This window comes from Nitrospirillum pindoramense, assembly GCF_007827955.1.
Taxonomy (GTDB): Bacteria; Pseudomonadota; Alphaproteobacteria; order Azospirillales; family Azospirillaceae; genus Nitrospirillum; species Nitrospirillum amazonense_B.
Map to the genome: position 1 here is coordinate 59623 of NZ_VITR01000016.1, position 22592 is coordinate 82214.

Below are 22592 nucleotides of genomic sequence, written 5' to 3' on the forward strand. Positions count from 1 at the left end.
TGGGGGTCACGCGCGAGGGGCCGCGCCCAGCAGCGCGTCGGCGAACTGGTCCATGGTCTTCTGGGACAAGGCGGTGTTGTTCATCAGCACCACCGTGCGTCGGCCGTCCAGCCGATGGCCCAGTACCAGGCGATAGCCCGCGGTGCGTCCCGTTTCCCAGCCCGCCAGAACGGTGCGCCCCTGGATGGTCAGGCGGCGCACCCGTCCGCCCAGGGCGTAGTCCTCGGCGGGCACCTCCACATGGGTCAGCTGGCGGCGGGACTCCACCGTCAGGAAATCGGTGTCGAACACCCGGTGGGCGGCGCGCATCAGGTCGGGGGCCGTGCTGGCATAGCCGCCCGAGGCCGCCAGATAGGGCCGGCGGTCATTGCGCCAGCGGTCAGGCGGATTGACGGTGCGATACGAGGGGGCCGCCGCCGTCAGCATGGCGTCTGTCGCCCCCGTCGCTTTCAGGCCCAGCGGCTCCAGGGTGATGGACCGTACCGCCGCCTGGAAGGGCAGGCCGGTCACCCGCTCCACCGCCGCGATGACCACGATCCAGTTCACCGGGTGATAGTCGAACCGGGCACCCGGCTCGAACGCCAGATCGCCCTGGCCAAAGCGGGCAAGGGCCTGGGTTGTGGTCAGGTCGGCCTGCAACAGGGTGGGGTCGGCCTTGGCCTGGGCGATGAACAGGTTGGGCAGGCCGCTGGCATTGCACAGCAGGCGGCGCAGCGTCAGCCTGGCGCCGGTGTCGGCGCGATAGTCGGGCAGGGCCTGGGTCAGGGGCGCATCCAGGTCCAGCAGGCCGCGCTCCACCAGCTTCAGCACCGTCACCGTGGTCAGCCATTTGCTGATGGAGGCGATGGCGTAGGGGGTGTCGGCCCTGGCCGGCGCCTTGGCCTCGATATCGGCATAGCCCACGGTGCGGACGTAATCGGGCTTGCCCGCCCGGCCCAGCATGACCACGCCCTGAAATCCGGCATCCCGGACGAAGGCGTCCACCACGCCGTCAGGATGCTCGGCTGATAAGGCTGGAACGGACAGCAGCGGCAGCGCGGCCCCGGCCTGCAACAACGTGCGGCGATTCAGCATGGGTCCCCTCCATCCAGCAGCTCACCCACCTGGCGGGTGATCAGGTCCAGATCCTGGGGCCGGGACAGGCGGTGGTCGCCGTCCTTGACCAGGGTGACGCGCACGTCGTCATGGGTGATGGCGGCGGCCAGGTCCAGGCTGGTTTGCCAGGGCACGTCGGGGTCGCGCTGGCCGTGGATCAGGCGCACCGGCACCGGCGGCAGGGCCAGGGGCCGGTCCAGTAGCAGGTGGCGCCGGCCGTCCTCGATCAGGGCCTTGGTGATGGGATAACCCGCGTCATCGTAGAGGGAGGGCTGGCGCCATTCGCCGTCGCGCTCCAGCGTGGTGCGGGCCTCCGCCTCCATGCGCGCCCACATCAGCCGTTCGGTGAAGTCCGGCGCCGGGGCGATGCCCACCAGGGCGCGCACCCGCTCCGGCCGGGCCAGGGCGGCCAGCAGCGTGATCCAGCCGCCCATGCTGGATCCCACCAGGATCTGCGGCCCCTCCGTCACCTGGTCCAGTACCGCGATGGCGTCGTCCGCCCAAGTGCCGATGGTGCCGTCGCGGAAATCGCCGCTTGAGGCGCCGTGACCCTGGTAGTCGAAACGGACGAAGGCGTGGCCACGGTCCCGCGTGTAGGCTTCCAAAGCTGTCGCCTTGCTGCCGGTCATGTCGGACTTCAGGCCGCCCAGAAAGACAATTCCGGGGCCGCGTCCGGCGCTACGTCGATAGGCTATGGTGGCGGCCCCCCGCTGTAAGCTATGTATCGACGTCCCCGCCATTTTTGCCTTCCCCGAATGACCTTGACCCACGCTCCCGGCACCCTAACGGCCTCGACCGACACCGGCAATCCCGCGCCGGCCCCCCATGGGGCCAGTTCCGATGGGACCGCCGATGCCACCGATATCGCCGGTTGGTTTGGCGGTGGCCGGCCCGTGGTGCTGCAGGTCATCCCCAGCCTGGTGACGGGGGGGGCGGAGCGCGGGTGCATCGACATGGCCGCCGCCCTCATGCGCGCCGGGGGCACCGCCCTGGTGGCCTCCAGCGGCGGCCCCATGGCGCGTGAGCTGGAACGGTACAAGGCCGAGCACATCACCCTGCCGCTGGCCTCCAAGAACCCCTTCACCATCTGGCGCAACGCCGCCAGGCTGGAATCCCTGATCCGCCAGCGCGGCGTGGACATCATCCACGCGCGGTCGCGCGCGCCGGCTTGGAGCGCCTGGCTGGCGGCGCGGCGCACCGGCATCCCCTTCGTCACCACCTTCCATGCCCCGTACAACTTCAAGGGCGAGATGAAGCGCCGCTATAACGCGGTCATGGGCAAGGGTGACCGCGTCATCGCCGTTTCCCGCTTTGTGGCGGAGCATGTGGCGGACAAGTATGGCGTTGGGCCGGACCGGCTGCGCACCATTCCGCGCGGGGTCGACACCTTCACCCTGGATCCGGAGCGGGTCAGCCAGGAACGGCTGATCAAGCTGGCGCGCGACTGGCGCCTGCCGGAGGACCAGCGCATCATCCTGCTTCCCGGTCGGCTGACCCGCTGGAAGGGGCAACTGGACCTGATCGAGGCCATCGCCCGGCTGGGGCGCGATGACGTGCGCGCCGTGCTGGTGGGCTCCGACCAGGGGCGGACGGAGTATCGGGCGGAACTGGTGGCGCGCATCCGTGAACTGGGCCTGGAAGGCCAGGTCACCATCGCCGACCATTGCAACGACATGGCGGCGGCCTACCTGCTGTCCGACGTGGTGGTCAGCGCCTCGGCCCAGCCCGAGGCGTTCGGCCGCGTGATCGTCGAGGCCCAGGCCATGGGCAAGCCGGTCATCGTCACCAACCACGGCGCCGTGGCGGAAACAGTAATTGATGGCGAGACGGGGCTGGTGGTGCCGCCGGGTGACCCCGCCACCATGGCCGCCGCCATTGGCGAGGCCTTGGCGCTGGACAGCCTGCAACGCCGGGCCCTGGCCGCCGACGCGCGCCGCTTCGTGCTGCAGAACTACACCCGCGAACGCATGTGCGACGCCACGCTGGGTGTGTATGCCGAGTTGCTGCACCTGCGTGCCACGGTCGGTATGGCGGCCTACCGCAAGGCCGGCCCGTGACGGTGCCCACCGGGCCCGCGTCCGGTACGGAACCTGCGTCCAGCACGGAACGCATCCTGGTCATCCGCCTGGGTGCGCTGGGCGACCTGGTGCAATGCTTCGACGCCTTCCAGGCTATCCGCCGCCGCCATCCATCGGCCCACATCACCCTGCTGACCGGGTCGGCCTTCGTCGGCTTCGGCCGGACCATGCCCTGGTTCGACGCCGTGTGGGCCGACCCGCGGGGCCGCAACCCGCTGGCCTATCTGCGCCTGCGCTCCCGCTTGCGCGCCGGCGGCTTCGACACCATCTATGACCTGCAGAACAAGCCGCGCACGGCCCGGTACTTCTGGCTGATGGGCCCCGGGCGCCGGCCGCTGTGGTCTGGTGCCGCCAAGGGGGCCGCCTTTCCGCTGCCCCAGGTGGCGGGGCTGCACAACCACGACCGCTACCGCGTGCAGCTTGAGGCCGCTGGCGTTCCCGATACCGGCCCCGCCGATCTGGGCTGGCTGGCGGGGGAGGTAGGCGCGTTGGCGCCGGAGGGGCCCTTCGTCCTGCTGGTGCCGGGCTGCTCCCCCCATTTGCCGCACAAGCGCTGGCCGGCGGACCGCTATGCCGCGCTAGGGCGGCGCCTGGCGGACCGGGGCCTGACGCCTGTCGTGGTGGGCACCGAGGCCGACCGCGACGCCGCCCAAGCCATCGTCCGGGACTGTCCCTGGGCGGTGGATCTGGTGGGGCGCACCAGCCTGGCCCAGTTGGCCAGCCTGGCGCGCCGGGCCGAGGGGGCGGTGGGCAACGACACCGGCCCCATTTTCCTGACGGCGGCGCTGGGCTGCCCAACGCTGATGATCATGTCGCACCACACCGATCCCGCGCGCTCCGCCCCCTGGGGGCCCGACGCCACCTGGATCAAGGTGCTGGACCTGGCGGACCTGGGCGTGGACGCGGTGGAGACGGCCCTGCGGTTGAGGCCCAAGCCGGATATTGGGCCGGATATCGGGCCGGATGGGGAACCAGACAGGGAAAACGGTGCGGTTTAGGCCGATTTTTCCACTTGTTGCGCGTGTCTGTGCCCCGGGCGACACAGCCATGCGGCGCTTATGACCCGCCAGCCGGCTTACCCCCGGGCCCAACGCTTGACAGTTCCGCCCCCGCTACCCAAAGTCGCCTTTCTTCAATTAGGACAAACCCTGAACGCCATGACGACCGCCGAGAACCTTGACCAGCCCCAGATCGCGATCACGCTGCCCGACGGCAACGTGCGAACTTACGCGGCGGGCGTGACGGGCCTGGAGGTCGCGCAGTCGATCTCCAAGAGCCTGGCCAAGGCCGCGCTGGCCGTCACGGTGGATGGGGAGGAGCGCGACCTGTCGCGCCCCATTGAGCAGGACGCCAAGCTCGCCATCCTGACGCGCGACGCGCCCTACGCGCTGGAACTGATCCGCCACGACTGCGCCCACATCCTGGCGGAGGCGGTGCAGCAGCTGTACCCTGGCACGCAGGTCACCATCGGCCCCGCGATATCCACGGGCTTCTACTACGACTTCGCCCGGGATGAGCCGTTCACGCCCGACGACCTGGTGAAGATCGAGAAGCGCATGCACGAGATCGTGGATGCGGACAGCCCCTTCACGCGTGAGGTTTGGGACCGGGACGAGGCCATCGCCCACTTCAAGTCCATCGGGGAGCATTACAAGGCCGAGATCATCGGCGACATCCCGGCGGGTGAGAAGATCACCATCTATCGCCAGGGCGGCTGGTACGACCTCTGCCGCGGCCCGCATCTGCCGTCCACCTCCAAGATCGGCCACGCCTTCAAGCTGATGAAGGTGGCGGGCGCCTATTGGCGCGGCGACAGCCGCAACCCCATGCTTCAGCGCATCTACGGCACCGCCTGGCGGACGGAGAAGGAGCTGGCGGAGCACCTGCACCAGATCGAGGAAGCGGAGAAGCGCGACCATCGCAAGCTGGGCCGCGAGATGGACCTGTTCCACCTGCAGGAAGAGGCGGCGGGCAGCGTTTTCTGGCACCCCAAGGGCTGGACCCTGTGGCAGGCGCTGGAACGCTACATCCGTGCCAAGCTGAAGGAGGCAGGCTACCTGGAAGTGCGCACGCCGCAGCTCTACGACAGCAGCCTGTTCAAGGCGTCGGGCCACTGGGACATGTATGGCGACAACATGTTCAAGATCCGGGAGTCGGTGGACGACCAGGGCCGAGAGAAGTTCCTGGGCGTCAAGCCGATGAACTGCCCGGCCCACGTCCAGATCTTCCGCCAGGGCCTGAAGAGCTACCGCGACCTGCCCATGCGCCTGGCGGAGTTCGGCGCCTGCCACCGCAACGAGCCCTCGGGCGCGCTGCACGGCATCCTGCGTGTCCGCGCCTTCACCCAGGACGACGCCCACATCTTCTGCACCGAGGACCAGGTGCCGTCCGAGGCGGCGGATTACTTCAAGCTGCAGCTGGGCGTGTACAAGGACCTGGGCTTCGACAAGATCGCCGTGAAGCTGGCGCTGCGCCCCGACGTGCGCGCCGGCAGCGACGAGGTGTGGGACAAGGCCGAGCAGGGCCTGCGCGACGCCCTGACCGCCAACGGCCTGGAGTTCGAGGAGTTGCCCGGCGAGGGCGCCTTCTACGGCCCCAAGGTGGAATTCCACCTGACCGACGCCATCGGCCGCACCTGGCAGTGCGGCACCCTGCAGCTGGACTTCGTGCTGCCGGAACGCCTGGACGCCAGCTACATCGGCGCCGACGGCGCCCGGCACCGGCCGGTAATGCTGCACCGGGCCATCCTGGGCTCGTTCGAGCGCTTCATCGGCATGATGATCGAGCACTATGCCGGCAAGTTCCCGCTCTGGCTGTCGCCCGTCCAGGCCACGGTCTGCACCATCACGTCGGAGGCCGACGCCTACGCCGAGGAGGTGGCCAAGATCATGGGCAAGGCCGGCCTGCGCGTCGATGTCGACACCCGCAACGAGAAGATCAACCTGAAGGTCCGCGAGCATTCGCTGGCCAAGGTGCCGGTCCTGGTGGTGGTCGGTGGGCGCGAGGCGGAAAACCGCACCGTGGCCCTGCGTCGCCTGGGCGGCAAGGACCAGGAGCTGCTGTCGCTTGACGAAGCGGTGGCGGCGCTTAAGCTTGAGGCGCGGGCGCCTGTTCCTTCGGAGGGAGTGACGGAAGCCGCGTTCTGAGGATAATTATGGTCTGACCAGCGCCCAACGGGGCTGTGGAGAGAAATCCGCAGTTGCGCGGCGCTGGCTTTTCTTACAAGTACACATAATCACTTTTTATCCGGTGATGCCGCCCGCCCCATCCTGGGGCCCCCACCCACCCGGCGGCCACCGTAAACCAGGGAGAAGGTTCCATAGCCAGGCCCAGCCAAGAGTCGGCCCCCACCCGTGAGGGGCCGCGCGTTAACCGGGAGATCAACGCTCGTTCCGTCCGCCTCATCGACGCCGCTGGCGAGATGGTTGGCGTCGTTAGTCTGCGCGATGCACTGATCGCCGCCGAAGAGGCCGGCCTCGACTTGGTCGAGGTCTCGCCCAACGCCGAGCCCCCCGTCTGCAAGATCCTCGACTACGGCAAGTTCAAGTACGAGGCGCAGAAGAAGGCCGCGGAAGCGCGCAAGAAGCAGAAGATCATCGAAGTCAAAGAGATCAAGCTGCGCCCCAACATCGACGACAACGACTACGACGTGAAGATGCGCGCCGCGCGCCGCTTCCTGGAGGAAGGCGACAAGGTGAAGGTCACCATGCGCTTCCGCGGCCGTGAAATGGCCCACCAGGATCTGGGCATGAACGTGCTGGTGCGCGTGAAGGAACTCCTGGAAGACCTGGCCAAGGTCGAACAGATGCCCAAGCTGGAAGGCAAGCAGATGATCATGATCATGGCTCCGAAGTGAGCCCTGGACAGATCCTCCGCCGGCGCTGACCGCAACGGATGCCAAAGGCCCTCGGAACCCCGGTTCCGGGGGCCTTGTGTTTTCGGTTGTTCCCTCAGGCGCCGGGCGCCCGCATCCGCGGGCTTGGCTCGTCCTCGATTTCCAGTCCGCTTCGCTCCCCAGAAATCTCCGGCGCCCGCAGTCGCGGGCTACGGCGGCATGAGTCAGAATCTCATGCCGCTGGTATAAGGGGCGAAACGGATGAAAGAGGGAGAAGCCTCATGAAGGTGGCGGGCAAGGCGATGCGGACCATCTGGCTGGAAGAGGATGGCCAAGGCGTCGGCATCATCGACCAGACGCGGCTGCCCTTCCGGTTCGAGACGCTGATCCTTTCCGACGTGGCGGCCATGGCCACGGCCATCGCCACCATGCAGGTGCGGGGCGCCCCCCTGATCGGCGCGGCGGCGGCCTATGGCATGGCGCTGGCCATGGCGGCGGGGGTGGAGGATGGCGATGTGGAACGGGCGCATGCCCGCCTCATGGCCACCCGGCCCACGGCGGTTAACCTGCGCTGGGCCCTGGACCGCATGCGCGAGGTGCTGCTGCTGACCCCGCCGGGAGACAGGCGGGAGCGGGCCTATGCCGAGGCGGCGGCCATCGCGGACGAGGACGTGGACATCTGCCGCGCCATCGGCCGCCACGGCCTGCACCTGATCCGCGCCGCGCACCAGCGCAATCCCGACCGCCCGGTACGCATCCTGACCCACTGCAACGCCGGCTGGCTGGCCACGGTGGACTGGGGCACGGCCACGGCGCCAATCTATTTGGCGCATGAGGCCGGCATCCCCCTGCATGTCTGGGTGGATGAGACGCGGCCGCGCAACCAGGGCGCCTTCCTCACCGCCTGGGAACTGGGCCAGCACGGGGTGCCCCATGCCGTCATCCCCGACAATACCGGCGGCCACCTGATGCAGCATGGCCAGGTGGACCTGGTCATCGTCGGCACCGACCGCACCACCGCCCGGGGCGACGTCGCCAACAAGATCGGCACCTATCTCAAGGCCCTGGCCGCCAAGGACAACGACGTCCCCTTCTATGTCGCGCTCCCCTCCAGCACCATAGACTGGACGCTGGAGGATGGCGTCGCCGGCATTCCCATTGAGGAACGCTCAGGGGACGAGGTGGCGCGCATCACCGGCCTGGCCGATCACGGCGGGCTGGAGACCGTGCGTCTGGTGCCGCAGGACAGCCCGGCGGTGAACTACGCCTTCGACGTCACACCCGCGCGGCTCATCACCGGGCTCATCACCGAACGCGGCGTATGCAGCCCGCCGGACCTGGCCCAGCTGTTTCCCGACCACCAGCCGCCGGAACGGATGGGCCAAGTGCCGGTCAACGACGAGTAGGCCGGCGGCTTACCGGGGCGTCCATGCCGAGGCGGCGGCCAGGAAGGCGGCCGTCTCCTCGTGCGGCTCCATGGTTTCGGGCGGAAAATAGCTGAGCTTGACGACCACGGTGCGCGTGGCGGGGTCGACGAAGATGTATTGGCCTTGCAGGCCGATGGCCTGGAACGCCTGCCCGCCCGGCACCCACCATTGATAGCCATAGCCCGGTCCCGGTCCGCCCGTCGGCCTGGTCGACTCCCGCACCCATTCCGGCGACACGATCTGATGGCCGTTCGCCTGGCCATCCTGCAGCATCATCTGGCCGATGCGGGCGAAGTCGCGCAGCGTGGCGTTGAAGCCGGCGCCGTTGAACTCCCGCCCCGTACCCGGCGGGCCGTCCATGATGAAAAAGCCGTCCCGTTCCGCCCCCAGCGGCTCCCACAGGCGCTGCGCCGTATAGGCGGCCAGGGTGCTGCCTCCGCTCACCCGTTCCAGCAGCCAGCCCAGCACGGCCGTGTCCAGGGTCTTGTATTGCCAAACCTCGCCGGGCGGGTGGAGGCGCTTCACGGTGCGCGCCGCGTCGGCGAAGCGGACGACGTTCTCGACCAGCGCCAGCTCATGGTTGCGGGCGGCGATGCCGGGATGGGCGAAATCGTACCGCTCCTCATAATCGACGCCGGAGCGCATCTGCAGGATCTGCCGGATGGTCACGCCGTCGTACCCGCCGCCCTTCAGTTCGGGCAGGTACTGCGTGATCCGGTCATCCAGCGACTTGATGCGCCCCTCCTGCACGGCGCAGCCGATCAGGATGGAGGTGATGGACTTGGTCATCGACCATGCCATGAAGCGCGTCTGGTCAGTGGTGTTGTTGCGGTAAATCTCCGACACGATGCGGCCGTCCTTCATGACCAGCAGCGCGTTGGTATAGGTGCGCTCCAGGAACTGCTCGGCCGTGTAGGACTGCCCCTGGAAGCTGTAGCGGAAGTCCAGCGGATGCTGCGATTGCGGCAACGCCCAGACCGGGCCGGAGCGGGCCACCGTCCGGGTGGTGAACAGCTGGTCCATGTCGCGGAAGGTCAGCGCGTTGACATCCGCGTCGTTCATCTTGCGCCGCAGATCCTGCACCGCGGGCGGCACGGTGGACTTGGGCAGCGACGGGTCCGGCGGCGGCGCCGGATAGGCCAGCGCCGCCGAGGCGGCGATCACGCCGGCGGTTAAGGTGGCGGCCAGGAACAGCGTACCGCTGCGTGCCCGTTTTGATGACATGATGCCCTCCCTTCGTTCTTCGAGAGGGGCATTGTCAGATGGATCGCGAACGGCCGCGTCTCCCAAATGGGATATGGCGGGCTGGCGCCCGGCGACGCTGACGGCCAGCGAGGCGCAGACGCGGCGGACCAGTTCCGACTGGCGGGGGCATCCGGTCTTGGCCAGGGCCCGCTTCAGCTGGATACGCGCGGTGCCCTCGGAAATGCCGCGCTGCCGGGCGTAGTCGCCCAGCGACAATCCGTTGCACAGGCCGGCGGTCAGGCGCGCCTCCGCCAGGGACAGGCCGAACAGGTCGGCGACCAGCGCGGGGGACACGTCCAGGGGGCGCCCCGGCTCGCTCAGCAGCAGGACCACCACGTCCCGCGGTTCCGCCGGCGGGATACCCTGTGGCGGCGATGACGCCAGGGCCATCACCTGGACCGCGGCATCGCCCTCGCCCCTGCCCAGGGTCAAATAGTGCGGCTCTGAAAGGGAGCCTTCGGCCGCCCAGGCCAGAAGGGCGCGCAGGGGCCGGGCGTCGCCGGGGTGGACGGCGCGGACATGGCCGGCCATCAGGCGAAGGGCGGTGGAACCGTTGAGAAGGGCGCGCGCCGACGGGTTCGCCCAGATGAGGCGGCCGGCGCCATCGCACAGTGCCATGCCGGCCCCCAGCCTCCCACTCGCGTCCCTGAGCAGGTCGGCCTGCCGCACGGCGGCCTGGAACTGTCCGCCCAGCTCGACGGCCTGCCGCAGGTGGGGCAGCAGCTGGGCGGTCAGCGCTTCCTCCTCCGCCCCCAGGGGCCGGTCGCACACCGCCGAGCGGTGCAGCACCAGCGCCAGGCAGCGGCCGGGCGCCAGCTCGATGACGCCGGTGAGGTTGGCCCCCAGGCGCAGCAGGCGCCGGCGCCGTTGTATCTCAATCAATTCGGCGGAGCCCGGCGGGAAAATCTCCTCGTCGCGGCTCAGCGCCGCCTGGGGTGGCGGTCCGCCCATGCCGATCTTCAGCCGGGGATTGCTGTCGTTGTTGAACACCCGGTCATGCTCATGCCGGTGCGCCGTGGAGTGGGAATCCCGGACCGTCCACATCGGGTGGAAGCGGCCTTCCCGGTACTCGAGTATCTGGACCACGGCGCTGATCACCGACAGGCGGTCGCACAGCTGGTCCAACACGGCGGGCCACCGCTCCGGCGCGGAGGGACACGCATACAGGCCGAGCAGCAACTCCTGCATTGGAACCCCCCAGCTTGGTCCGGACGGGTACGTCCCGATTATTAGTTATTCTAAATATTTATTATACACATTAATATTTATGGGGGAAGAGGTCCCGCGTGCCCGTGCGCGCGGGACCCCGCGCCTTACAACGCGTCCCACCCCAACCCACGCCTATCAACCGGCCCCACCGCCGTGACGGTCCGCCGGACATGGCGGGCGGCCTCCGTCACCGACTTGATGGTGGGATAGCGGCCGGTCTCCACCATCAATGACCGGGCCAGCGCCAGGCAGCGGGTCTCGCACAGGGCCCGCAGATCGGGATCGGCGATGGTCTCCAGGTCCATGTTGTGGGCCAGGCCCAGGATGCGGCGGGTGATCTTGGCGCCGGCGAAGCCCAGGGCGTCGGTGAACAGCCGGTCCAGGTAGGTCCGGCGTTCCGTCTCCAGGCAGGCGGTGCCCTCCGGTCCGGCGAACAAGGCGGCGGGATAGGCGTCGCCCTCGCCGCTGGTACGCCACAGGTGCAGGAACTTGGCCCGGAACAGGGTCCACAGCTCCTCCACCGTCGCCAGCACCCAGTCTTGATAGGCGTCGCGGGGATGCTCCTCCGTGGCGTGCCCGTCCTGGGACAGGTAGTTCAGCAGCAGGTTGCCGATGATGGCGCCGACGTCGAAGCCCATGGGGCCGAAGAAGGCGAACTCCGGGTCGATGACCCGCGTGTCCGTCTCCGTCACCATGATGGACCCGGTGTGCAGGTCGCCGTGGATCAGCGCCTCGGGGCTGGCCATGAACTTCAGCTTCAGCCGGCTGGCGGCCAGCTTCCACGCCGTGTCCGTCCGCACCGCCTCGGCCGTGGCGTCCAGCTGCGGGCTGGTCCATCGGTTGTGGGGATGCTTCATGTAGGGCTGGGTGAAGATCACGTCCTCCGTCAGGCGGCAGAGGGCGTCGTTGGCGGTGAAGGCCGCCACCAGGGGCCGCTTCTTGGAGGCGGGCAGGGCCAGGTCGCTGGTGGCGTAGAGGGTGCCGGCCAGATAGTCGCTGACATGCTCCGCCAGCTTGGGATAGCGGATGCCCTGGACCAGGCCCCGGCGCAGGATGACGTGGGGGCTCAGCCGCTCCATCACGATGGCGTACAGCGCCGGATCGTAATGCAGCAGGGCGGGCGCGCGCCCCGCGGCGCCAGCGGCGTGCAGGGCCATGGCCCGCTGCTCGAACCAGGCGCGGTTGAGGTCAAGCGGCCAGCCTTCGCCCACCAGGCGCAGATAAGGCAGGGATTGCTTCACACACAGGCCAGCGGTCCGGCCGTCATGGCCGGGTCCCTCCACCAGGAAGACCAGATTCAGGTTGCCGTCGCCCACCTCGTTCACCCGCCAGTCGGCGGGGGTGCCGCCCAGGCGGTTGGCCAGGGCCGGCACGGCGGCCAGGAAGGCGGGCAGGGTCGCTTCGCTCAGCGGGGCATAGCCCGGCGGCGTCTCCAGGGTCATCAGGGGCGCACTCCCAGTTGTTTCGCCGCCGCCTCGACGGGCGGCGCTGGAAGGCAGTGTGGGCCCGAACGGACGCCTCCGTCCAGGCGCGCATATGGCGAGGCCCTCCGGCGGCGGGAGTGGCCCGCCGTTGGTCTCAATCCATGCGGGTGGGAAACTCCAGGGCCTGCGGCGTGCCGGGGGGCAGGTCCTTGGGCTGGCGGCCGTAGGTGGCGAAGCGACGCAGCACCTCCGCCATCTCCTCCTCCCCCAGGATGACCGGCGTGCCCATCATGCGGGCGTGCCAGTATTGGCGGGCCAGGGTCTCGACCTCCACCGCCAGGTCCAGGGCCCGGCGCAAATTGGCGCCGAAGGCGATCATGCCGTGGTTGGCCAGCAGGCAGGCGCGGCGCGGACCCAGGGCGGCCATCATGGCGTCCGACAGGGCGGCGGTCCCGAAGGTGGCGTAGTCCGCCACCTCGATGCGGGTGCCGCCGGCCACGGCCACCATGTAGTGGAAGGCCGGGATGGCCTCGCGCAGGCAGGCCAGGGCGGTGCAGAAGGTGGAATGGGTGTGCACCACGGCGCCCGCCGGGGGGCGCTCCTGGTAGATGGCCAGATGCATGCGCCATTCACTGGATGGCAGCAGGGCGCCGCGATAGCGCCCCGCCAGGTCCATGAAGACGATGTCGCCGGGGGTCAGATCCTCATAGGGCACGCCGGAGGGGGTGACCAGGAAGCCGCCGTCGCAGCGGGCGCTGACATTGCCGGCCTTGCCCTGGTTGATGCCCAGGCCGTTCATGGCCCGGGCGGTGTCGATCACGGCCTGACGCAGGCCGTCGTCGTCCGGTGTGGCCAGGGACATCACTCACCCACCTCTTCCTTGGGGTAGACGCCCCAGACCTCGTCCCGCTGCAGCCAGCCGCGGAACCCGCCCACGTCCACCTGGCACCAGCCGCCCTTGCACTTGCGCAGCTTGGCGATCACGCCGGGGTCCAGTTGGGCCACGGCCTCGGCGGTGGCGGTGGCGTCGCGGCGCAGGGTGCGGAGCTGCTGCCCGGTCACGACGATGCCGCGCCGGCCGGACAGGGTGCTCTGGTGCACCCAGCCTTGCGTGCCCTCCACGTCGCGGATGCGGCGCCAGGTGTCGAATTCCGCCGTGATTTCCACCGGCATGCCGGCCCTCACGAAGACCCATTCCACGGGATAGCGCACGCCGGGGCCGGTGCGGACATTCACCTCGTTGGACTTGAGGGTGGCGAAGCGCGGCACCGGCATGCCGGTGCGGACGATCGCGTCGGGGTGGGCGGCGTCGCCCTGCTGCTCCGTCTCCTGCTGGTCGCTGGCCGCGCCCGTGCCGTCGGTGCCGGCATGGGCGGGTGGGGCGGCCAAGGACGACAGGGCGGCGAAGGCCAGGACCATTACGCCCACGGGCAGCGCGTGCCGAAGGAACCTGACCATAGGCGACCGTTTCAAAGGCTGTCCCCATTCTTGGGAAAAGAGGGCGTTGGGACGGACCGGGCGGGGTGCCGCCCGGTGTTTCGGTCCCCAATAGAAATCGGTCCCTCGCCCGGGTCAAGCGCCGCCCCGTCGCGACCCCCGCCCGCGCTGGATACCCCTGCCGGGAGGGGGTGGGACTTGTGGGCCGCTGGACAGGACCCCGTCCCCGCTGCTATGGCAGGGACGCTATCTCGGGAGGAATCATGTCCGAGCGAAAAAAGCCCCTGGTCATCGTGACGCGCAAGCTTCCCGACGTCATTGAGACGCGGATGATGGAGCTGTTCGACACCCGGCTTTCCACTGACGACCATCCCATGAGCCCCGCCGAACTGGCGGAGGCGATGAAGGTCGCCACCGTTCTCGTCCCCACTGTCACCGACCGCCTGGACGCCAACGTCCTGGCCCATGCCGGGCCTCAGCTGAAGCTGATCGCCAACTTCGGGAACGGCGTCGACCATATCGACCTGAAGGCCGCGCGGGAGCGTGGCATCATGGTCACCAACACGCCCGGCGTCCTGACCGAGGACACGGCCGACATGACCATGGCCCTGATCCTGGCGACCGCGCGGCGCGTGAGCGAGGGCGAGCGCCTGATCCGCACCGGCCAGTGGACGGGCTGGGCGCCGACGCAGATGCTGGGCACCCGCATCTGGGGCAAGCGCCTGGGCATCGTCGGCATGGGCCGCATCGGCCAGGCGTTGGCCCGGCGCGCACGCGGCTTCGGCCTGTCGGTGCACTACCACAACCGGCACCGCGTCCATCCCGAGATCGAGCAGGAACTGGAGGCCACCTATTGGGAAAGCCTGGACCAGATGCTGGCGCGGATGGACATCATCTCCATCAACTGCCCGCACACCCCGGCGACCTACCACCTGCTGTCCGCCCGCCGCCTGAACCTGCTGCGTCCCAACAGCATCATCGTCAACACCGCCCGCGGCGAGGTGATCGATGAGAACGAGCTGACGCGCAAGCTGGCCAAGGGCGAGATCGGCGCCGCCGGCCTGGACGTGTTCGAACAGGAACCGGCCGTCAACCCCAAGCTGCTGACGCTGTCCAACGTGGTGCTGCTTCCCCATATGGGCTCCGCCACCATCGAGGGCCGCCAGGACATGGGCGAAAAGGTCATCGTCAACATCAAGACCTTCGTCGATGGGCACAAACCGCCCGACCGGGTCATTGAATCCATGTTCTGAGCCGGCGGAAAAAAGCGGGCGGGGCGGTTCGACTGGGCCGTCCGCCCCTCTTGACCCGGCCTCTTTTTCACACCATGTTGCGGTTGATGGTGGGTTGATGCCACCATCACTGGTGGGGACGCCGACAACCAGCGGCGACGCTGGCCTGCGTCCCTTCCGACACATGGCGGATCGCGCATGAAAACCCTTTGCGCGAAACGCCGTGACGACTATGATCCGCCGCAGCAATCCTCATAACGATCCGGCCATCAACAATCGGGTGGCTGGCTGGAACGCTTTGCGGGTGGGCCATTGGCCCACTTTTTTTATTATCTGGGGTCGGCGATGTCAGGCGGGCAAGTTTCGCCCCATATCCGTCCCCACAAAGGCGGGGACGGCCCGGTCGGCCGTTCCCTGGAAGAGATCGATGGACGTACAGGAACGCATCGCCGGCATCATCGCCCCCTCGGTTGAGGCCATGGGCTACGACCTGGTGCGCGTGCTGTTGACGGGCAACGCCCGCCCGACGCTGCAGATCATGGCCGAGCGGCTGGACGGCGCCGCCATGACGGTGGACGACTGCGCGGAGATCAGCCGCGCGGTGTCGGCCCTGCTGGACGTGGAAGACCCCATCGAGGTGGCGTACACGCTGGAGGTCAGCAGCCCCGGTATCGACCGGCCGCTGACCCGGCTGAAGGATTTTGAGCGCTTCGCGGGTTTCGAGGTGCGGGTGGAGACGTCGCAGCCGGTGGATGACCGGCGCCGCTTCATCGGCATGCTGAAGGGCGTCGAGGATGGCAAGGTGCTGGTGGACATGCCCACCGGCCCGGCCGCCGTGCCCTTCGACCTGATCCTGCGGGCCAAGCTGGTGATGAACGACGCGCTGCTGAAGGCCGCCGCCGAGGGCAAGCACCAGCACTGACCCCGTTTTTCGTGTTTCGGTACCGTTTCAACAGTCGTTCTTACTGACGTAACAGAAGGCAAGGTTCGCTTCGATGGAACTGCTTCAAGTCGCTGACGCCGTCGCCCGCGAGAAGAACATCGACAAAGAGCATGTGCTCGAGGCGATGGAAGAGGCCATTAAGAAGGCGGGCCGTTCCAAGTACGGCCACGAGCACGACATCCGCGCCCGCATCGACCGCAAGACCGGCGACATCCATCTGATGCGCTACCTTGAGGTGGTGGAGACGGTCGAGGATGAGGCGACGCAGGTTTCCGTGGCCCAGGCCAAGCGCAAGCGCCCGGACGCCAAGGTCGGTGATTTCCTGATCGACCCGCTGCCCCCGATCGATTTCGGCCGCATCGCCGCCCAGACGGCCAAGCAGGTCATCGTGCAGAAGGTGCGCGAGGCCGAGCGTGACCGCCAGTACGACGAGTACAAGGACCGCATGGGCGATATCGTCAACGGTCTGGTCAAGCGCGTGGAATACGGCAACGTGACCGTGGACCTGGGCCGCGCCGAAGCCGTGCTGCGCCGTGACGAATGCCTGCCGCGTGAGCATTTCAAGAACGGCGACCGCGTGCGCGCCTTCATCTACGACGTGCGGCGTGAGCCGCGCGGCCCGCAGATTTTCCTGTCGCGCACCCATCCCGCCTTCATGGCCGGCCTGTTCAAGCAGGAAGTGCCGGAAATCTATGACGGCATCATCGAGATCAAGGCCGTGGCCCGCGACCCGGGCAGCCGCGCCAAGATCGCCGTCATCAGCAATGACAGCGCCATCGACCCCGTGGGCGCCTGCGTCGGCATGCGCGGCAGCCGCGTCCAGGCCGTGGTGGGCGAGCTGCAGGGCGAGAAGATCGACATCATCCCCTGGAACCGGGACGCCGCCACCTTCGTGGTGAACGCCCTGGCCCCGGCCGAGGTGGCCAAGGTGGTGCTGGACGAGGAAACGAAGCGCATCGAGGTGGTGGTGCCCGACGACCAGCTGTCGCTGGCCATCGGCCGCCGTGGCCAGAACGTTCGCCTGGCGTCCATGCTGACCGGCTGGGACATCGACATCATGACGGAGCAGGAGGAATCCGACCGTCGCACCGAGGAATTCAAGACCCGGTCGCAGATGTTCATCGAGGCCCTGGACGTTGACGACGTCATCGCCCATCTGCTGGTTGCCGAAGGCTTCTCCTCCGTCGAGGAAATCGCCTATGTCGATACCGAGGAACTGACCTCCATCGACGCTTTCGACGAGGACGTGGCCGAGGAACTGCGGGAACGCGCCCGCAACTTCCTGGAAGAGCAGAACAACCGCCTGGAAAACCGCCGCAAGGAACTGGGTGTCACCGACGAGGTGGCGGCCATCGAGGCGCTGACCGCGCCCATGCTGGTCAAGCTGGGTGAGAAGGGCGTAAAGACACTGGACGATTTCGCTGACCTGGCGGGTGACGAACTGATCGAAATCCTGGGTAAGGACGCCATGAGCGAGGACGAGGCCAATGAGTTGATCATGGCCGCGCGCGCCCACTGGTTCGCGGACGAAGAGTCCGGCGCCGACGCCTGAGGAAGGGTTAGGATAGGAAGGTAGAATATGGTCGCCCCTCAGGCTTCCGGGCCGGCGGTGACACCGGATCCCGACACGCCGCTGCTGCCGGAAGGCGAGGCGGAGGCGGTCGGGGGGGCCAAGAGCCCTCTGCGCCGCTGCATCGCCAGCGGCGTGGTGGGGTCGAAGGACGGGATGATCCGTTTTGTCGTCGGACCTGACGGCACGGTCGTCCCCGACGTGGAGGAAACCCTGCCCGGACGCGGGCTGTGGTTGACGGCGGACCCCGCCTTGGTTGAAAAGGCGGTCGCCAAAGGTTTGTTCGCCAAGGCGGCGCGCCGGTCGGTGCGCACCCCGGCGGATTTGAGGGCCCTGGTGACGGGGTTGTTGCGTCGCCGCTGTCTGGACCTGGTCGGGCTTGCCCGGCGGGGCGGCCAGGCGGTGGCGGGATTTGAGAAGGTGGCCGCGGCGCTGCGCGCCAAGGCCATCGGTACGCGGCCGGGCATAGGGCTGAGGCTGGAGGCGTCCGATGGGGCTGCCGACGGCCGGTCCAAGCTGGACGCGCTGTCCCCCGGCATCCCGGTGGTCGATATCTTCGACCGGGGGGAGCTGGGCATGGCGCTGGGCCGCGATGACGCGGTGCATGCCGTGGTGGGCACTGGACCTTTGGTCCAACGCCTGCAGCGGGAGGCGGAAAGGCTGGGTGCCCTGACACGGGGCGCCAGGCCCAGCGCTGGGTAAGGGATGGCCCGGGGGCAAATGCCCCGGGGCGACAACGATGAAACAGTCGGATATCGGATGACTGATACGAGCGACCAGGACCGCAAGAAGTTGAGCCTTACCGGTCGAGGCAAGCTGGAGCTGAAGAAGACGGTGGACGCGGGATCCGTGCGCCAAAGCTTCTCGCACGGCCGAACCAAGACCGTTGCGGTTGAGGTCAAGCGCAAGCGAACCTTCGAACAGGGCGCCCGTCCGGGCGTGGCCGATGGCGGCGCCGCCGCCCGTGCCGCGGCCGAAGGCCGTCCCGCCCAGGGTGGCGGCCGTGGCCAGCCGGCCCGTGGTGGCGCCCCCCGCCAGCTGACGGACAGCGAGCGCGAAGCCCGTCTGCGCGCCCTGCGCGCCATGGGCGAGAACGCCGCCCACGAGGATGTGGTCGACGATCTGCAGGACGAGATCATCGCCGATGATCTGGTCGTGGACGACGCCGCCCCGGTGGAAACGGCGCCCGCGCCCGAGCCCGTGGTCGAGGAGCCGGCCAACGACGGCCCCCTGGACGACGAGACCCTGCGTCGCCGCGAGCTGGAAGAGCTGCGGATGATCCAGGAGGAGGAAAAGCGCGTCGCCGCCGAGGCGGAGAAGCGCCGCCAGGACGAAGAGAACAAGCGCAAGGAGGCCGAGGCCGCCCGCAAGGCCGAGGAGGCCCCGCGCGCCGCCCGTCCCGCCGCCGGTGGCGCCGCCACGACGACGACGACGGCCGCCACGGACGCCGCCGCCCCGCGTGGTCCGCTGACCGCACGCGCCGTCGATGACGATGAGGAAGATGGTCGCCGCCGCGCCGGCCCCGGTGGCGCCGCGAAGACCGCCAAGGCTCCCGCCCCCGCCCCGGCCAAGGCCGCCAAGGGTGGCGAACGCCGCCGCAACACCGGCAAGCTGACCATCTCCCAGGCGCTGAGCGACGAAGGCGGTGGCCAGCGTGGCCGCAGCATGGCCGCGCTCCGCCGTGCCCGTGAACGCGAGAAGCAGCGCCTGACCGGGCGTCAGGATACGCAAAAAGTGACCCGCGACGTCATCATCCCCGAAGTCATCACCGTGCAGGAACTGGCCAACCGTATGGCCGAGCGCGGTGCCGACGTGATCAAGGCGCTGATGCGTATGGGCGTGATGGCCACCATCACCCAGAACATCGACACCGACACGGCCGAGCTGATCGTGACGGAATTCGGCCACCGCGCGCACCGCGTGTCGGAAGCCGACGTCGAGGTGGGCGTGAAGGGTGAGGTCGACCGCGACGAGGATCTGTCGGCGCGTCCGCCGGTCGTCACCGTCATGGGTCACGTCGACCACGGCAAGACCTCGCTGCTGGACGCCCTGCGCCACACCGACGTCGCCAGCCGCGAGGCCGGCGGCATCACCCAGCACATTGGCGCCTATCAGGTGCAGCTGGCTTCCGGTTCGCGCATCACCTTCATCGACACCCCCGGCCACGCCGCCTTCACCGAGATGCGCGCCCGCGGCGCCAACGTCACGGACGTGGTGGTGCTGGTGGTGGCCGCCGACGACGGCGTCATGCCGCAGACGGTCGAAGCCATCCAGCACGCCAAGGCGGCCGAGGTTCCGATCATCATCGCCATCAACAAGTGCGACCTGCCCGGGGCCAAGCCGGACCGGGTGCGGCAGGAACTGCTGCAGCACGGGCTGGTGGTCGAGGCCATGGGCGGCGACGTCCTGGACGTGGAAGTGTCGGCCAAGACGGGCAAGGGCCTGGACAAGCTGGAGGAGAACATCCTCCTGCAGGCCGAAATCCTGGAACTCAAGGCCAACCCCAACCGTACCGCCGAAGGCGTGGTCGTCGAGGCCAAGCTGGAACGTGGCCGTGGTTCCGTCGCCACCATGCTGGTGCAGCGCGGCACGCTGAAGGTGGGCGACATCGTCGTCGCTGGCAGCGAGTGGGGCCGTGTGCGCGCCCTGGTCAACGACCGCGGCCAGAACGTGGACAGCGCCAGCCCCGCCACCCCGGTGGAGGTGCTGGGCCTGAACGCCACGCCGCTGGCCGGTGACGAATTCTCGGTGGTGGAGAGCGAGGCCCGTGCCCGCGAAATCACCGAGTTCCGTCAGCGCAAGAAGCGGGAGGCCCAGGTCGCCCAGTCGGCGCGTGGTTCGCTGGAACAGATGTTCAAGCAGATCCAGGCCGGCGAGGTGAAGGAACTGCCGCTGGTCATCAAGGGCGACGTGCAGGGCTCCATCGAGGCCATTTCCGGCACCCTGGAAAAGCTGGCCGGCGACAATTCCGAGGTCAAGGTGCGCGTCCTGCACTCCGGTGTGGGCGCCATCAACGAGAGCGACGTCACGCTGGCCAACGCCTCGCGCGGCATCATCATCGGCTTCAACGTCCGCGCCAACCCGCAGGCCCGCGAGATGGCCAAGCGGGACAGCGCGGAAATCCGCTACTACTCGGTCATCTACGACATCATCGACGATGTCCGTGCCCTTCTGACGGGCATGCTGAAGCCCACCCTGCGCGAACGCTTCCTGGGCAACGCGCAGATCCTGGAGGTGTTCAACATCACCAAGGTCGGCAAGGTCGGTGGCTGCCGTGTCACGGAAGGCATCGTCAAGCGCGGTGCGGGCGTCCGCCTGCTGCGCGACAACGTCGTCATCCACGAAGGCACGCTCAAGACGCTCAAGCGCTTCAAGGACGAAGTCAAGGAAGTGCGCGAAGGTTACGAGTGCGGCATGGCGTTCGAGAACTACGACAACATCCAGCCGGGCGACGTCATCGAAGCCTATGAGATGGAAGAGGTGGCCCGCGCCCTGTAAGGGGCGCCGGCATCCTCCTCCGGCTGGATCACAGTATCTGCCTGACACCCCGGCCGTCCGGTCCAACCCCGGACGGCCGTTTTGGCTCCTCACCCGAGCCGTTTGGGCCCAGCGCCGTCCCTCTGGTGGACGGGCGGGCCGGCCCCCCCTTTCGAGCGACATCGGGGCGGGGCCCTTTATTAGGATAATGACCCATGAGCCGACATGGTGACGCCGGCCTGCGCGCCGGCAAGGCCCCCTCTCAACGTCAGCTGCGTGTGGGCGAGGAATTGCGCCATGCCCTGGCCGAGATCCTGAGGCGGGCCGATTTCCGCGATCCCGACCTGCATGACCTGAACGTGACGGTCAGCGAGGTGCGCATCAGCCCTGACCTGAAGAACGCCACCGCCTTCATCATGCCGCTGGGCGGCGGCCATCCCGAGCAGGTCAAGGCGCTGAACCGCGTGTCCGCCTATCTGCGCAGCCAGGTGGCCAAGGCCATGCGCCTGCAGCACGTGCCGCGCCTCAGCTTCCAGATCGACGTGTCCTTCGACTACGCCCAGCGCATCGACCAGCTGCTGCACCGCCCCGACGTGCAGCGCGACCTGGATCATGAGGCCGGCGCCGAGGGTGCCGCCGAGCACGAGGATGGCGAGGGCGCGGAGCCTCACGATGGCCCGTAAGCGCAAGGGCCGGCCCTTGCACGGCTGGCTGGTGCTGGACAAGCCGCCGGGCATGACCAGCACCCAGGCCATGGCCAAGGTGCGCTGGCTGATGCAGGCGGAAAAGGCCGGCCATGCCGGCACGCTGGACCCCATCGCCACCGGCATCCTGCCCATCGCCTTCGGCGAGGCCACCAAGACGGTGTCCTATGCCATGGATTGCAGCAAGACCTACCGCTTCACCCTGCGCTTCGGCGAGGCGCGCACCACCGACGACCTGGCGGGGGAGGTGACGGCCACGCACGACCACCGCCCCAGCGACGAGGCCATCGAGGCGGCGCTGGAGAATTTCCAGGGCGAGATCAGCCAGGTACCGCCCCAGTTCTCCGCCATCAAGGTGGCGGGGGAACGCGCCTATGACCTGGCGCGCGAGGGCGAGCGGGTGGATTTGGCGCCGCGCATCGTGCGGGTGGACAGCTTCCTGCTGACCGGCCGTCCCGATGCCGACCATGCCGAGTTCGAGGTGGAGTGCGGCAAGGGCACCTATATGCGCTCGCTGGCGCGCGATCTGGCCCTGGCGCTGGGCACGGTGGGCCATGTGTCCGTCCTGCGCCGTCTGCGGGTCGGGCGCTTCACCATGGATCAGGCGATTTCGCTTGACGAATTGGAACGGGTGGCGCAGACACCCACGGTCGAAGGACTTCTGCAACCGATCGAGACCGCGCTGGACGACATCCCGGCGCTGGCCCTGGCGGAAGCGGAAGCGCACCGACTGAGACACGGACAAACGGTGGCGCTGCTGCGCCGTCATGATCTGGAACGGCTCGACGCCATTCACGATCAGCTGGCGGGCGGGGAGCCCATCGCGCTTGCCATTTGTGGTGGCAAGCCGGTGGCGTTGGTTCATGTCGAGGGGGCGGAGGTCCGTCCGGTGCGCGTTTTGAACCTCTAAGTGACG

18 protein-coding genes are annotated in these 22592 nt (G+C 68.4%); 12 read left to right on the forward strand and 6 right to left on the reverse strand.

Annotation, left to right across the window (positions count from 1 at the left end):
• Positions 1-6: 6 nt before the first annotated feature.
• Positions 7-1074, reverse strand: coding sequence for a serine hydrolase domain-containing protein (locus tag FBZ90_RS22730; RefSeq protein ID WP_145735279.1), 1068 nt, complete (start codon positions 1072-1074; stop codon positions 7-9).
• Positions 1068-1724 (reverse strand): alpha/beta hydrolase, encoded by a 657-nt coding sequence (locus tag FBZ90_RS22735; protein ID WP_246130722.1) that lies wholly within the window; start codon positions 1722-1724, stop codon positions 1068-1070. The genes FBZ90_RS22730 and FBZ90_RS22735 overlap by 7 nt, the downstream gene beginning before the upstream one ends.
• Before the next feature lie 126 nt (positions 1725-1850).
• Between FBZ90_RS22735 and FBZ90_RS22740 the strand changes: the two genes are divergently transcribed.
• The 5 genes from FBZ90_RS22740 (at position 1851) to mtnA (ending at position 8414) form a co-directional block, all read left to right on the forward strand.
• On the forward strand, positions 1851-3152 hold the full coding sequence (locus FBZ90_RS22740; protein ID WP_145735281.1) for a glycosyltransferase family 4 protein: 1302 nt from the start codon (positions 1851-1853) through the stop codon (positions 3150-3152).
• A complete protein-coding gene (locus FBZ90_RS22745; protein WP_246130724.1) occupies positions 3149-4171 on the forward strand; it encodes a glycosyltransferase family 9 protein in 1023 nt (340 codons plus the stop codon). Before FBZ90_RS22740 ends, FBZ90_RS22745 begins: the two co-directional genes overlap by 4 nt.
• Positions 4172-4330: 159 nt before the next feature.
• On the forward strand, positions 4331-6319 hold the full coding sequence (thrS, locus tag FBZ90_RS22750; RefSeq protein ID WP_145735282.1) for a threonine--tRNA ligase: 1989 nt from the start codon (positions 4331-4333) through the stop codon (positions 6317-6319).
• A 173-nt stretch (positions 6320-6492) separates the two neighbouring features.
• A complete protein-coding gene (gene infC, locus FBZ90_RS22755; protein ID WP_145735283.1) occupies positions 6493-7029 on the forward strand; it encodes a translation initiation factor IF-3 in 537 nt (178 codons plus the stop codon).
• Between the two features lie 260 nt (positions 7030-7289).
• Positions 7290-8414, forward strand: a complete 1125-nt coding sequence (mtnA, locus tag FBZ90_RS22760; protein WP_145735284.1) for an S-methyl-5-thioribose-1-phosphate isomerase — start codon at positions 7290-7292, stop codon at positions 8412-8414.
• A gap of 9 nt (positions 8415-8423) precedes the next feature.
• Here the strand turns inward: mtnA and FBZ90_RS28170 are convergent, their stop codons facing one another.
• The 4 genes from FBZ90_RS28170 to FBZ90_RS22780 form a co-directional block, all read right to left on the reverse strand.
• The gene (locus tag FBZ90_RS28170; protein ID WP_211102261.1) at positions 8424-10868 is read right to left on the reverse strand and encodes a serine hydrolase; all 2445 of its coding nucleotides are present in this window, start codon (positions 10866-10868) and stop codon (positions 8424-8426) included.
• Positions 10869-10993: 125 nt separating this feature from the next.
• Positions 10994-12331, reverse strand: a complete 1338-nt coding sequence (gene mtnK, locus FBZ90_RS22770; protein ID WP_145735285.1) for an S-methyl-5-thioribose kinase — start codon at positions 12329-12331, stop codon at positions 10994-10996.
• Between the two features lie 136 nt (positions 12332-12467).
• Positions 12468-13175 (reverse strand): class II aldolase/adducin family protein, encoded by a 708-nt coding sequence (locus FBZ90_RS22775; RefSeq protein ID WP_145735286.1) that lies wholly within the window; start codon positions 13173-13175, stop codon positions 12468-12470.
• On the reverse strand, positions 13175-13771 hold the full coding sequence (locus FBZ90_RS22780; RefSeq protein ID WP_246130732.1) for an SH3 domain-containing protein: 597 nt from the start codon (positions 13769-13771) through the stop codon (positions 13175-13177). Before FBZ90_RS22780 ends, FBZ90_RS22775 begins: the two co-directional genes overlap by 1 nt.
• Positions 13772-14013: 242 nt before the next feature.
• Here FBZ90_RS22780 and FBZ90_RS22785 point away from each other — a divergent pair, with 242 nt between their 5' ends.
• The 7 genes from FBZ90_RS22785 to truB all read left to right on the forward strand — a co-directional run bounded on the left by FBZ90_RS22785 (position 14014) and on the right by truB (position 22586).
• Positions 14014-15003, forward strand: coding sequence for a 2-hydroxyacid dehydrogenase (locus FBZ90_RS22785; RefSeq protein ID WP_145735287.1), 990 nt, complete (start codon positions 14014-14016; stop codon positions 15001-15003).
• A gap of 406 nt (positions 15004-15409) precedes the next feature.
• Positions 15410-15904, forward strand: coding sequence for a ribosome maturation factor RimP (gene rimP, locus FBZ90_RS22790; RefSeq protein ID WP_145735288.1), 495 nt, complete (start codon positions 15410-15412; stop codon positions 15902-15904).
• 73 nt (positions 15905-15977) lie between these two features.
• Entirely contained in the window at positions 15978-17477 is a 1500-nt protein-coding gene (gene nusA / locus FBZ90_RS22795) for a transcription termination factor NusA (RefSeq protein WP_145735289.1), read from the forward strand.
• A 27-nt stretch (positions 17478-17504) separates the two neighbouring features.
• On the forward strand, positions 17505-18197 hold the full coding sequence (locus FBZ90_RS22800) for an RNA-binding protein (protein WP_186455997.1): 693 nt from the start codon (positions 17505-17507) through the stop codon (positions 18195-18197).
• Positions 18198-18254: 57 nt separating this feature from the next.
• Complete coding sequence (infB, locus tag FBZ90_RS22805) at positions 18255-20993, forward strand: translation initiation factor IF-2 (RefSeq protein WP_145735290.1); 2739 nt, start codon at positions 18255-18257, stop codon at positions 20991-20993.
• Positions 20994-21187: 194 nt separating this feature from the next.
• Positions 21188-21655 carry a 30S ribosome-binding factor RbfA gene (gene rbfA, locus FBZ90_RS22810; RefSeq protein WP_145735291.1) on the forward strand — a complete coding sequence of 156 codons (468 nt, stop codon included), beginning with the start codon at positions 21188-21190 and terminating at the stop codon, positions 21653-21655.
• Positions 21645-22586 carry a tRNA pseudouridine(55) synthase TruB gene (gene truB, locus FBZ90_RS22815; protein ID WP_145735292.1) on the forward strand — a complete coding sequence of 314 codons (942 nt, stop codon included), beginning with the start codon at positions 21645-21647 and terminating at the stop codon, positions 22584-22586. The genes rbfA and truB overlap by 11 nt, the downstream gene beginning before the upstream one ends.
• The last annotated feature ends 6 nt before the right edge of the window (positions 22587-22592 follow it).